The following is a 13,237-nucleotide window of genomic DNA, read 5'->3' as shown; positions in this document are numbered from 1 at the left end:
TTCCTGTCGACTGGCTGGCGTCGGACGCTAATGCAGGCAGATGTGTTCGTTGCCCACCCGGTGGCGCCAGGTCCGGATCAGGTCGCGGTAGGCTTCGCCCACCGGCCGCACGCGCCGCTGCAGGTCGCACAGGCCGTACTGGTTGACCGTGCCGGCATCCCCGGTGAGCGCGCTGTCCCAATCGACCTGGTCGACCAGGCTGTACCAGGTAAAACCGATGATGGGCACGCCGTCGGTCTTCAGGCGCACCAGGTTCGACCACTGCTTCTCGAGCCAGGCGCGGGCATCTTTTTCGCCGTTGCCGGCGTCGCGGTTATTGGTTTCGGTGTGCATGACCGGGATGCGGTATCGGTGGTAGTACTGCTGGGTGATCACGTAGTAGCCGAACAGCTCGCAGGAACTGGCGCTGCCGTCCGGATGGATCACGTGCTCGTTGGTGGCGTAGTAGTCGTTGCCCATGATGCAGACCGGCTTGACGCTGCGGTTCAGGAAGAAGTGGTAATCCTTGCGCGTCATGCCGTGGTCGAACAGGTATTCGTACATCCTGCCGCTGACGTCGTGGCCATAGGTCAGGTCGAGGGCCAGGAAGCGCAGTTCGTTCATGTGCCGCGCAATTTCGGTGGCTTCGGGGCCGGAAGGGTGGAAGTACTCCGAGGATTCGCTCTGGACGAACTTGGCGTTCGGCCGGACCATCATGATCGCTTCCGTGGCCAGGATGTTGGCGCGCGCCAGGTTGCGGATGGCGGTGACGAAGGCACGGTCGGAGCGCAGGCGCTCGTTCCAGATCCCTTCATGCGCCGAGAACTTGGCGGTGATGTAGATCTCGTTGATCGGGGTGTACAGGTCGACCCAGGGGTAGCGGCGCGCGAAGGCGTCGGCGTATTCGGTGAAGTGGGTCGCGAATTCCGGATTCTGGAAGTCGCCCAGCCAGTCGGGGACGCCGAAGTGGCACAGGTCGACGATCGGCTTGATGCCGCGCCGGCGAATCTCCGCGAAGACCTCATCGGTGAAGTCCCAGTCGTAGCGCCCCGGTCCCAGGTGCACCCGGTAGTAGGGAGGGCCGTAGCGCAGGGCGTCGATCCCCAGTTCGCTGACCAGGGCCAGGTCTTCCTTCCAGTGCCGGTAGTGGCCCGTCTTTTCCATTTCGTCGACGCGCAGGCTGGCGCCGTCACGTCCGGAGACCACCGGGTAGCTGCCTTCGATCCCGGTCGCGAACAAGAAGCTTTGCATGGTGTGCTCCCTTACGCCGGCAGGTCTGAAGCTATACCGGCCAATTCATCATCCTGCCAAACCCGGCCCGGTGCAAGCGCAAAGCGCTGGGAGTTGTGAGCATTTGTATCATTCGGCATTCGCGCAACAGGATGGGCCGAAAAGCTGCTGATCCTCACGGTTCTGGCAGGTGCGCCCGGCCGGCCGCTTAAGTCATAATGCTGCTGTGATCTGAGGAGAAACCGAGGAGAAGCCGGATGCGAGACGCAATCATCATCGGAGGCGGCCATAACGGCCTGGTCTGCGCCTTCTACCTGGCCCGTGCCGGGTTGAAGGTAACGGTCCTGGAGGCGCGCGGCGTCGTCGGCGGCGCCGCGGTCACCGAGGAATTCCATCCCGGCTTCCGCAACTCGGTGGCCGCGTACACGGTCTCCCTGCTGAATCCGAAGGTGATCCAGGACATGAACCTGGCCGGCCACGGCCTGCGCGTGGTCGAGCGGCCGCTGTCCAACTTCCTGCCGCTGGACGACAGCCGCTACCTGAAGCTCGGCGCCGGCAAGACCAGGGAAGAGGTGGCGAAGTACTCCCGGCGCGACGCCGATCGGCTCGACGCCTACGCCAGCCAGCTCGATGCCGCCGCCGACCTGCTGCGCGAGCTGGTGCTGCAGACCCCGCCGAACCTGGTGCAGGGCAGCTGGCTCACGGCGCTGCCGGAACTCATCAAGGCCGGCAAGCTCGGCAACCGCATGCGCAGCCTGTCCCTGGGCGCCCAGCGCGACCTGCTCGACCTGTTCACCAAGTCGGCGGGCGACTACCTGGACGGCTGGTTCGAGAGCACGCCGATCAAGGCGGCCTATGGCTTCGACAGCGTGGTGGGCAACTATGCCAGTCCCTATACGCCCGGCTCGGCCTACGTGCTGCTGCACCACGTGTTCGGCGAAGTCAACGGCAAGAAGGGCGCCTGGGGCCACGCCATCGGCGGCATGGGCGCCATCACCCAGGCCATGGCGAAGGCGGCCCGGGCCGAAGGCGTGGAAATCCGCACCGCCTGCCCGGTGGACGAGGTCGTGCTGGACAAGGGCCGCGCCGGCGGCGTCGTCACGGCCCGCGGCGAACGCCTCGATGCCCGGGTAGTCGTGTCGAACCTGAATCCGCGCTTGCTGTACACGAAACTGGTCGATCCGGCGGCGCTCCCGGCTGACTTCCTGCGGCGCATCGAAGCCTGGCGCTGCGGTTCCGGCACCTTCCGCATGAACGTCGCGCTCTCGGAACTGCCCAGCTTCAGCTGCCTTCCCGGCACCGAGGCCGCCGAGCACCACGGCAGCGGCATCATCATCGCTCCCAGCCTGCAGTACATGGAGCGCGCCTACATGGATGCGCGCACCCACGGCTGGTCGCGCGAACCGATCGTCGAGCTCCTGATTCCCTCGACCCTGGATCCGACGCTCGCGCCGGACGGCCAGCACGTGGCCAGTCTGTTCTGCCAGCACGTTGCGCCGCAACTGCCGGACGGGTCGAGCTGGGACAGCCACCGCGAGCACGTGGCCGACCTGATGATCGACACCGTCGACCGCCATGCGCCGAACTTCAAGCGTTCCGTGCTGGGCAGGCAGATCATGAGCCCGCTGGACCTGGAGCGCACCTTCGGCCTGGTCGGCGGCGACATCTTCCACGGCGCGCTCGGGCTCGACCAGCTGTTCGCGGCCCGCCCCATGCTGGGCCACGCGGATTACCGCGGTCCCATCCCCGGCCTGTACACCTGCGGCGCCGGCACCCATCCGGGCGGCGGCGTGACCGGGGCACCCGGCCACAACGCGGCGCGCGAGGTGCTGCGCGACTTCGCCCGCAAGCACAGTCCGCGCCGCGCCGCCTGAGTGCGCGGCTATACTGCCGGGATGTCCCACAAAGCTGCCACGCCTGCCTTGACCGCTGTCCCGCTCCATATTCGTCCAGCCGAGCCGGCCGACCAGGCCTTCTTCGCCGAACTGTACCGCTCCACCCGCGACGACCTGCTGGCGCTGATCGCCGATCCCCGCTACATCGACGGGATCATCGCCATGCAGCAGCAGGCGCAGGCGGCCGGCTACCACCACGGCTATCCCGACGCGCTCTACCAGGTGCTGGAACTGGACGGCGTCGCGGCCGGCCGCCTTGTCACGGCCGGCGTGGCCGGCGCCCTGCGGGTGGTCGATATCGCCGTCTTGCCCGCGCTGCGTGGACGCGGCGTGGCGCGCGAGGCGCTGCGCAGGTTGCAGCGCCGGGCCGCGCTTGAAGGGCGCGACCTGACGCTGGCGGTGCGCAAGGACAGGGCCGGGGCGCGCCGGCTGTACGCGGCGCTGGGATTCGTGCCGGAGTCGGAAGACGCCGTCAACCTGCAGCTGCGCTGGCGCGCATGAGCCGGCCCCAAAAAAAGTGCGCCCCGCGGGGCGCACAAAGGAGACCGCGGTTCTCCGCAGTTCGTCAGAACTTGTAGTTCGCTCCCAGCACATACGAACGGCCCGACTTCCCGTACAACAGGGTGTCGTCGCGCTCCGTGTCCTTGCCGTACCGGAGCGGTTCGTCGGTCAGGTTCTGGGCCTCGAAGGACAGGCGCAGCTGCGGCGTCAGGTGATAGGACATCGACAGCCCGACCCGGGTCGACGGGTCGGCGAAGGAGTGGTCGCTGCCGTTGGCATTGCGCAGCACGTCGCGGATGAAGCTGGAGCGGTGGGTGGCCGAAATGCGCGCGCTGAACTGTTTGTCCTCGTAGTAGAGGGTCAGATTGTAGGCGTCGGGCGACAGTCCGATGAAGTTGGCTTCCTCGGTCAGCTGTTCGTTGGCCGGCGTGCGCGGGTTGTCCACCCGGGTGATGTAGGTGATCCGCGACTTCACGTGGGTGTAGTTGGCCAGGGCGCCGAAGTTGCTCCATTTCCCGGGCAGGAAGCTGAAGGGCAGCTGCCAGTTGAGCTCGACCCCGTCGAGCGGACCGCCCTTGGTGTTCACCATGCGGCTGACGCTCACCTGGGTGTCGGGCTGGATCTGGCATACCGGGGTGGCGCCGGTGATCGAGCATCCGGTCGAGGTCAGGTAGGCGTTCGACAGGCCGGTCTCCGCATACGACATCAGCTCGTTGGTGCGCTGGATGAAGGTCTTGATGTCCTTGTGGAAGACGCCCACCGAAAACATGGCGTTCTTCGCGTAGTACCACTCGGCCTGCAGGTCGAAGGTATTGGCGCGGATCGGGTCCAGGGTCGGGTTGCCGACCGAGACCGACTGGGCGTTCAGATTGATCGATGCCGAGGGCGACAGGTCCACGTATTCGGCGCGCGACAGGTTCTTGCTGGCCGAGAAGCGCAGCAGCAGGTCCTTCGGCAGGGTCGCGGTCAGGTTGAAGGCCGGCAGCCAGTCGCGGTACGAATGCTCGACCACGCGCGGCACCAGCTGGCCGGCCGGATCGCGGATGAGTTGCATGGCCGTGGTTTTGGTGTCGGCGCCGCGCACGCCAACGTTGCCGCGCAGCGGCAGGCCCCAGGCGTTCAGCCTGAAGTCGCCCGACAGGTAGACGGCGTCGATCTTCTCGTCGACCTGGCGCTTGACCTGATTGGCCAGCACGTACTCCGACAGCGGCACGTCGCCGCAATGGCACTCGATGTTATAGACGTTCAGGAACTTGTCCAGGTCGATCGCCGCCCACGAGCCGGGCGTGCCGCTGAAGCCGGGGATCTGGCGGGTCAGGTCAGCCAGGCTGGTCCCGGCCGGCAGGCCCTTGGTCGGGATGCCGCCGGAGGGCACTTCGTAGTTGAACCAGCTGTTGCGGCGCGCAGAGAGACCGCTACGGACCGTGAAGTTGTCGGCCAGCTGGTAGCTGGCGTTCACGGCGCTGGTCTTCAGGCGGTTCGAAGTGCGCAGGTAGCGGCCGACGAAGTTGCCGCGCACGGTGCCGTCGGCGCCCTGCGGGGCGAAGGAGAAGTTCTTGGGGTTGGCGACGTCCATGCCGAAGTCGAGGATCGGCAGGCCGCCTTTCGAGAAGTCCCAGGAAAAGCCGTTGACGTTCGGCGCGTCGATCTGCACCGTGGTGCGCTGCGGGTTGTTCAGGCGCGAGTCCGACACCCCGAGCATTGCATCCACCGTCAGGCGCTCGCTGATGTCGCGCCGGGCCGTCAGCACGCCCTGCCGGAACAGGGTGGTGTAGACGTCCACCAGGCCTTCGCTGCGGATGTCGACGCCGTTGAACTTACCGTAGGTCCAGCTGCCCTTGTCGTCGAAGCGGGCATCCACGATCGAGGTCTGGCCCTTGCCGTTTTCCACCATGTCGCGCCCGAAGGAGATCGCCTGGATGTAGTTGTCGTAGCGGGTATTGCTGTAGCGGCCGCCCATCACGTCGAGATTGAATTCGGTGGCACGGTCGGGGCGCCATTGCAGGGTGCCGGTGATGCCGGCGCGCTCGTATTCGGTCTGCGAGCGGCGGAAGCGCGGGATGCGCGGGTGGAAGGCGCCCGAGCCGGCTGCCGGATTGGCGACCGTGCCGCCGAAATCGTCGCGCCGTCCGATGATGCTGTTGTAGACGCCCAGGTCGCCGGAGCGCGGCACGCCGAAGCCGCAGTTCCGGGCATCGATGCCCTTGGCAGCATTGTTGAGCGGGTACTGGACGGCAGCGCCGAGCGGCGAACAGAAGCCGCCGTTGACTGAGGAGGCGACGATGTCCACCGCTTCATAGCCCTGTTCGATGGCATTCCGTTTCGCATAGGCGAGCGACACCAGCGCGCCCACCTTGCCGATGCCGGTCTCCCAGCGGTTCGAGTACAGGGCGGTCAGGCGCGGCTCGGTCTTCTTCGAGATGGTGTTGTACAGGCCCTGGGCGCCGATGCTGGCGGTTCGGCCCTTGAAGTCGAAGGGGCGGGCCGTGCGCAGGTCGACCGTGGCGCCGAGCGAACCTTCCTCGACGCTGGCTTCCGATGTCTTGCGCACCGCCAGGCTGTTGAACAGTTCGGCCGAGAACACGCTGAAGTCGAAGGCGCGCCCGCGGTTGGTGCTGCCGTTGATGTCCGAGGCGCCGGTGGCCGTGGTGCCCTCGATGCCGTTGATGCGCACCCGGGTGAAGCCGGCGTTAAGGCCGCGCACGGTGATCTGCTTGCCCTCGCCGCCGTCGCCCTGGGCCACCGACACGCCGGGAACGCGCTGCATCGACTCGGCCAGGTTCGCATCCGGGAACTTGGACACGTCCTCGGCCTTGATGATGTCGATGATGCCGTCCGAGTTCTTCTTGATGTTCAGCGCGCTGTTCAGGCTTTCGCGAAAGCCCGTGACCACCACGGTGTTTGCCGCAGCCGGCTCCTGGGCTTGTTCCTGTGCGTGCGCCTGGATGGCGCTGACCAGGGCGGCGACGCCCAGTGCAACGTGGTGCAGGCGCGAATCTGTCGATGCCATCTCGTCTCCTTTTTGTCGTTCTTACACTTGCGCTGCGCTTGCGTCGACCGCATACACGTGCTGGACCCCGTGCATGTTGGATGCGAAGACCAGCCACTTGCCGTCCGGCGTGAAGCGCAGGTTCGGCTCGAGCCGGTAGTCGTGGGCCGACAGGTCGACCAGCCGGGTCGACTTGAATTTTTCAACGGTGATCAGGCTGTCGTCGTAGGAGGCGACATCGGCATCGACGATGGTTTCCGCCTGCAGCAGCGAGATCCATTTGCCGTCCGGCGCATGGGCAACCATGTCGGCGTCGCCGCCGTCGCTGGCGAAGGTCTTGTTGTCCGGGGCGATGTTGAAATGGACGCCCCATTCATTCGCCTCGAGGCGCTTCCAGACGCGCCGGCCGGTGGCCAGCTCCAGTCCGGCCACCCAGAACACCTGGCCGCGCGGTGTCTGCAGGTCGTACCACAGCCACTTGCCGTCGTGGCTGAAGAACTCGTGGCCCCAGATTTCGAAGTTCATGGTACGGGTGTGCACGCTGCGCAGGCCACTGCCGTCGGCCTGGACCAGCTTGATGCGGTCGACGCGGTGCCAGGGGCCTTCCATGCAGAAGCGGATCAGTTTCGGATCGGTCGGCGAGAACTGGGCGTGGCCGATCCATTCCTCGGTCTTGTGGAGCACCTTGCGTGCGCCGGTCCTGAGGTCGATCGTGAACAGCTCGGCCGGAACCCGCGCGGCCCAGCGCTCCAGCATGCGCACGCCCTTGGCCTTGGCGAAGTTGAGCGGTTTGCCGTCCGGACCCAGGGCGGCGTACTCGGTATTGCCGAACCTGGCGATGCTGGCGGGGTCCTTGGGCTGGAGCGGCTTGGCGCCGTAGGCGACCTGGCCCAGCAGCAGGCTGTCGTCGGCATTCGAGGCCGTGACGCCCCCGGCCGCGATGCGCGCCAGCTGGCGCACCTTCTTCGTGTCGACGTGGATGGCGTAGATGGTCTTCGGGCGGTCGGCGAGCTCGCCCTGGCCCGGATCGGCCACGGAGTACACCGCCTCGCGCGTGGTCCGCATCATGAACAGGAGGTCGTTCTGCTTGCCCGGCACCAGCAACTCGGTCTTCCAGTCCTTCAGGCGCACGCCCATGATGCCCGACGGCGACTTGACGACCATGAGGTCACCCTCGGGGGTGTAGGCGTGGCGGTAGAAATACAGCACGCCCGACCCGGCTTCTTCGGAAATGCGAACGATGCGGCGGCCGGTCTTCGGGTCGATCCAGTCTTTCGGAATCGGTCCCGTATGGACAGGCGCGGCGCCCTGCGCCTGGGCCCGGGCCGATGACAGGGCCAGCGGGAGCAGGGCGGAAGCACTCCACAGCCCTTTCAGTACCGTACGGCGGGAAGTCTTCTGCGTCATTGCTTGTTCCTTGCTGGGGTGGTGAGTTGCGCCGGATCGTAGGCCAGCGCCCGGGTCGCGCGCATTTCCTGTTCGCGGCGCGCCTTCTCGGCTTCGCCCACCACGGTCTTCGGTGGCGGCGGTTGCGGCGTCGTGGCGAGGACGGTGGCCTCGTCGTCGCGGCCAGGCGCGGGTTCCGGCAGGGCCTGGACCGGCCCGTGCAGGTCCATCACTTCGAGGCCGGCCAGCAGGTAAGCCCCGGTGGCGTAGGGGCCGACATCGTCCGGCCGGGCCGGCACCGGGCGGTCGCCGGTCTTCTGGGCCGCGCCGACCAGGCCGTTCGGCAGGATGTGGCGGTTCAGCGCCGCCCAGCCGCGCGTGACGGCCGGCAGGTAAGTCGCCCGATCCAGCAGGCCATGGTTGATGCCCCAGGCCAGGGCGTAGACGAAGAAACCTGAACCCGAGGTTTCCGCTTCCGGGAAGTTCTTCGGGTCATTCAGGTCGCTGCGCCACAGGCCATCGGGCTGCTGCAGCTCGATCACGCGGCTGGCCATCTTGCGGAAGATGTCCGTATAAAAGGCGCGGCCTTCGAAGTTCGCCGGCATGGATTCCAGGGTGCGCGCCAGGCCGCCCATCACCCAGCCGTTGCCGCGCGCCCAGTAGACCGGCTTGCCGCCGGCACCCAGGTGGTCCTTGTCCCTGAAGCGCTCGTCGCGCAGGAACAGGCGGTCCTGCTCGACCCATAGGCGGGCCGCGGTACGGCGCCATTCCCGGTCCATCGCGCGCAGGTAGCGCGGATCGCCGGTCATTGCGGTGTGACGGGCCAGCACGGGCGGGGCCATGAAGAGGGCGTCGCACCACCACCAGATCAGCGTCGCGGTGTCCTGTTCGCGCGCCAGGTGCGGCAGCATGAAGTCGAGGCGCTGCTGCAGCGGCATGATCACGCCGCGCTGGCCGCGCCGGGCGTAGAGCTCCTGGTAAAGGTCGCCGATCGCCAGTTCGTCGGCATTGAGCAGCGTGCGCTCGGCCCGTGCCCCGCGCAGGGAGTAGTTGTAGTGCTCGGCGGTGGCGCTGAGGAAGCGCAGCACGTCGCGGTTCTGCGTCACCCGCGCCAGCCGGGCGGCGCCGACGTAGAAGGTGGCCGCCACCCAGTTGGACGAGATTTCGGACAGGTTCGAACCGGTGGCCATCTGGATCGGGCGCCGGCTCATGTCGGCGATCTGCGCGGCGGCGACATAGTCGAGCGCCGGCAGCACGTCGGCGCGCGCCGGCAGCTGGTCCGCGGCGAAATCCAGGTTCGGCCGGGCCGGCGGCGTAAGCCAGCTGGCCTCGATGCCGGCCACCTGCGCGGGCGGACTGGCCGGCGCCTCGGCGGCCATGAGGGAGTGGGAAGCGAGCGCCCCGAGCAGGGCGAAGTTGCGCAGGACGGGCAAGGTCATTGATCTGTTCCAGGCTTGCGGGAATATTTCGCATAGGCGTCGAGGGCCTTCTGCGGTGCGTTGGAATACCAGGAATAGCCGTTGCGGCGTCCCTTCGAGATGAAGTTGACATCGTCGTGGATCGACTTGTCGCGGTCGCCGAAGATCGGCTTGCCGGTCTGGATGTCGTAGTTGCGCGACCAGATCGGACCCGCGCCCGGCCGGTCGACCAGCTTGCGTCCTTCCTCTTCACTGAGCTTTGTAAACGCCTTGTCGTAGATGGCGTGGGCCTTGAGCCAGGCGATGCCGGCCTCGATCGAGGCACGGATCTCCGGGGTCTGCTCCGGCTGGCGCATCAGGAACATCAGGACTTCGGCGCTCTCGGCGCTGGCCAGCGAGCGCATCTCGTAGTTGCGCGCCGAGATCGGCTGCAGGGTCAGGGCGTCGGCCTGCTGCGGCCAGACGGTTTTCTTGCCGTTGACGACGACCTGGGCGTCGAGGATCGGCTTGACGGCGCGGGCGCTGGCTGCGCCGGCCTGCTGGCGCAGGTCCTTGGGCACGAAGGCGAAGTCCGCATGGCCTTCGGCGATGTCCTCGAGGATCATGGCGGCTTCGGCCACGGCATTGTCGTTGAAGGTGATCCCGTCATGGAAGCCGCCTTCGAGCGGGTAGTTCTGCGGCCAGCCGCCGTTCGGGTATTGCGCCATCAGGAGGTAGCGGATGCCCTTGGCGATGCTGGCGCGGTAGGGCTCGCCCTCCTTGCCGGGCAACTGGGCCTGGACACGGCCCAGGAAGCGCATCTCGGTGGTGGTCGCGCCGTTGTCGAGGGTGCCGACGAAGGTCCAGAAGCGGTCTTGCGGGGCGTCGAAGTTGGCCGGGTCGGCCTGCATGGTCTCGGCATCGTTGGCGTAGCGCTGGCCGCGCAGGCGCGGCGGCTTGCTGCGGTCCTGGTTCTTGCTCCAGCCGCCAGACGGTGTCTGGAAACTGACGATGGTGTCGGCGATGGCGCGCGCCTCCGGCGTGCCGTACCAGGCAGCCGGTTTATCCAGCGGCATCTTCCCGCTGCCGGCTACCGGGGCGGGCGGCACGGCTTCGCCGGCTTTCAATTCTGCGGCCAGGGTGTCGCGGTCGAACTGGCGCTGCCTCTGCGAGCGGGCGATATACTCCGCCCATTGCGCGCGCTGCGCAGCGGGCAGTTCGGCGAGGCGGGCCATGCTCACGTCGAGCGCGGGGGTGTTGGTGCCGATGACGGCGCTGCTCGCCGGCGCGGCAAGCGCAACACATACGGCGCCGATCAGGGCCATCCCTCTGGAAATCTTCATCATCTTGTCTCCGTCATCTGGTTATTGTCGGGAGTGCGTCGTCCCCCTCCAGTGTAAGACTGCCGGCGCCGCGTTTTCCTCGGCAAAAAGCGTCGAAAAAAGCAAATGCGCAAAGAAATGATTAAATCCGCGGCAGAGGCCGATAAACCTTCACTTGCCGGGCTTTCCCATGATTGAATTGCCAGCCAAAATCCGCGAAGAGGAAGGTTTGCCGATATGGGCTTGAATCGTTTTTCCCGCCGCCGCCTGATGCTCGGCAGCGCCGCAGCCGGCTTGAGCCTGGCCTTGCCGCAGGCCGGCCTGGCGGCCGCCGGCACGCCATCCGGCACCGGCCGCATCGACCGCAAGGCGCTGGTCACCCGCCACAATCCCAGCTTGACCCGGGTCGATCCGCATGCGCCGCTCATGCTGGGCAACGGCAACATCGGCTTCACGGCCGACATCACCGGCCTGCAGACCTTTACCGAACCCTACAGCAAGATCGCACCGCTCCTCACCGAGGCCCAGTGGGCCTGGCACAGCTTCCCGAATCCGGACGGCCATACGGTGCGGGACACCCAGGTCGAGATCGCGGTGAATGGCCAGACCCGGCGCTACGGCTACATCCAGGACTGGGCCGACGCGGCGAAGAAGCCCGCGGTGGCCTGGATCCGCGAGAATCCCCACCGCTTCTCGCTGGGCCGCCTGGCGCTCGACCTGCGCGCCAGGGATGGCACGCCCGCGCGTTTCGACGACATCCGCGATACCCGGCAGACGCTCGACCTCTGGACCGGCACCTTGAGCAGCCGCTTCGTCTACGACGGCGTGCCGGTGCAGGTGGTCACGCGGGTGCTGCCGGACCAGGACAGCATCCTGGTCGAAATCAAGTCCGCGCTGCTGGCGCAGGGTCGCCTGGGCGTCGCGGTACGCTTCCCCGGCGTCGCGAAGACCCTCAATCCCGATCCCTCCGACTGGAGCAATCCGGGCGCGCACAGCACGGTCGAAGCCTCGCGCAAGCGCGGTGAGCTGCGCCTGAAGCGCCAGATCGACGCTACCACCGTCCATGCCGCCATCGGTGCGCCGGGCGCGAACATCGAACAGGCGGGCCCGCATGCCTACCGGGTCGGCACGAGGGCCGCTACGCTGAGCGTCATGCTGCAGTTTTCGCCACAGGCGGGGGCGCCGCTGCCGACTCCGGCGGCCGGGGCGGCACTCACGGCCCGCCACTGGCGCGACTACTGGAGCAAGGGCGGGATGGTCGACTTCTCCGGTTCGACCGACCCGCGCGCGCCGGAACTCGAGCGCCGGGTGATCCTGTCGCAATACCTGATGGCGGTGAACGCCGCCGGCAGCTTCGCGCCGCAGGAGGAGGGCCTGTTCTCGAACAGCTGGAACGGCAAGTCGCACCTCGAGATGCACCCCTGGCATGCGGCCCACTTCGCGCTATGGGGCCGGCCGCAGCTGCTGGAGCGCAGCCTCGGCTGGTATGTCGGCTTTCTTCCCAAGGCGAAGGCGCGGGCGGCAGAGCAGGGCGTGAAAGGCGCCTGGTGGCCCAAGATGATCGGCCCGGACGGCGTCGACAGCCCGTCCAAGGTCTCGCCCTTCATCATGTGGCAGCAGCCGCACCCGATCTACATGAGCGAACTGCTGTTCCGCGCGGGCGGCGCCGCGCGCGTCCTCGAACGCTACGGCGAGCTGGTCGAGGAAACCGCCGCGCTGCTGGCTTCCTTCCCGCGCTTCGACGAGCCCAGCGGCAAGATGCGCCTGGGCCCGCCGATCATCCCGGTGCAGGAGAATTTTGCGCCCTTGGATACTTTCGATCCGGCGTTCGAGGTGGCCTACTACCGCTGGGGCATCGAGACGGCCCAGGCCTGGCGTGAACGCGCGGGCAAGGGCCGGCGCGCCGACTGGGACGCGGTGCTGGCCAAATGGCCGGCGCTGCCGCAGCGGGACGGCCTGTACCTGCCGGTGCGCTCCGCGCCCGGCTTCTGGGACCGGTCGGCCGGCGGCTGCCGCGCGAATGCGCTCGCGGACAGCTGCCAGAACCGCGACCACATGTCCTTCCTAATGCCGCTCGGCTGGCTGCCCGGGCGCGACGTCGACCGGGCCGTCATGCGCGCCACGCTCACCCGGATGAAGCGCGACTGGGACCTGCGCCAGACCTGGGGCTGGGATTACCCGATGGCGGCCATGACCGCCGCCCGCCTCGGGGCGCCGGAGGAAGCGGTGGACTGGCTGTTCTTCGACGCCAGGAACAACCGGTTCGGCAAGACCGGCATGACGCCGCGCGTGCACCTGGACGCCCATGCCGCCCACTTTGTGCCGACCGCCACGGGGGCCGGGGCCCAGGCAGGCGGCGGTCCGGATGGGCCGGGCTACCAGCGCGCCGCCGAGACCTATTTCCCCTCGAACGGAGGCCTGCTGCTGGCGGTCGCGCTGATGGCGGGTGGGTGGGACGGGCAAAGCGGAGCCGCCCCCGGCTTCCCGAAGAGCGGTTGGAAGGTCCGCAGCGAAGGCATCCTGCCCTCGCTCTGATAC

At 67.5% G+C, this 13,237-nt stretch carries 8 protein-coding genes; 3 read left to right on the top strand and 5 right to left on the bottom strand.

What is annotated here, in order from left to right; genetic code table 11:
• Positions 1 to 27 precede the first annotated feature (27 nt).
• Complete coding sequence (locus AC56LK_RS04000; protein WP_497183273.1) at positions 28 to 1,230, bottom strand: family 1 glycosylhydrolase; 1,203 nt, start codon at positions 1,228 to 1,230, stop codon at positions 28 to 30.
• 236 nt (positions 1,231 to 1,466) lie between these two features.
• On the opposite strand from AC56LK_RS04000, the gene AC56LK_RS03995 reads away from it, so the two are divergent.
• Positions 1,467 to 3,083 (top strand): phytoene desaturase family protein, encoded by a 1,617-nt coding sequence (locus tag AC56LK_RS03995; protein WP_497183272.1) that lies wholly within the window; start codon positions 1,467 to 1,469, stop codon positions 3,081 to 3,083.
• A 21-nt stretch (positions 3,084 to 3,104) separates the two neighbouring features.
• Entirely contained in the window at positions 3,105 to 3,605 is a 501-nt protein-coding gene (locus AC56LK_RS03990) for a GNAT family N-acetyltransferase (protein WP_497183271.1), read from the top strand.
• 64 nt (positions 3,606 to 3,669) lie between these two features.
• Here AC56LK_RS03990 and AC56LK_RS03985 read toward each other — a convergent pair whose 3' ends face one another.
• The 4 genes from AC56LK_RS03985 to pelA are packed head-to-tail and all read right to left on the bottom strand — an operon-like array spanning position 3,670 to position 10,720.
• Positions 3,670 to 6,615: a TonB-dependent receptor gene (locus AC56LK_RS03985; protein WP_497183270.1), complete on the bottom strand. Its 2,946-nt coding sequence runs from the start codon at positions 6,613 to 6,615 to the stop codon at positions 3,670 to 3,672.
• 21 nt (positions 6,616 to 6,636) lie between these two features.
• Positions 6,637 to 8,001, bottom strand: coding sequence for an oligogalacturonate lyase family protein (locus AC56LK_RS03980; RefSeq protein ID WP_497183269.1), 1,365 nt, complete (start codon positions 7,999 to 8,001; stop codon positions 6,637 to 6,639).
• Positions 7,998 to 9,419 carry a glycoside hydrolase family 88/105 protein gene (locus tag AC56LK_RS03975; RefSeq protein WP_497183268.1) on the bottom strand — a complete coding sequence of 474 codons (1,422 nt, stop codon included), beginning with the start codon at positions 9,417 to 9,419 and terminating at the stop codon, positions 7,998 to 8,000. The genes AC56LK_RS03980 and AC56LK_RS03975 overlap by 4 nt, the downstream gene beginning before the upstream one ends.
• Positions 9,416 to 10,720, bottom strand: coding sequence for a pectate lyase (gene pelA / locus AC56LK_RS03970; protein WP_497183267.1), 1,305 nt, complete (start codon positions 10,718 to 10,720; stop codon positions 9,416 to 9,418). Before pelA ends, AC56LK_RS03975 begins: the two co-directional genes overlap by 4 nt.
• Positions 10,721 to 10,942: 222 nt before the next feature.
• Here pelA and AC56LK_RS03965 point away from each other — a divergent pair, with 222 nt between their 5' ends.
• Positions 10,943 to 13,234 carry a hypothetical protein gene (locus AC56LK_RS03965; RefSeq protein ID WP_497183266.1) on the top strand — a complete coding sequence of 764 codons (2,292 nt, stop codon included), beginning with the start codon at positions 10,943 to 10,945 and terminating at the stop codon, positions 13,232 to 13,234.
• Positions 13,235 to 13,237 lie beyond the last annotated feature (3 nt).

It is taken from the genome of Telluria sp. ZB4P36 (assembly GCF_059685865.1).
The sequence above is the reverse complement of the archived record's forward strand: the minus strand, read 5'-3'. Positions and strand labels throughout refer to the sequence as shown.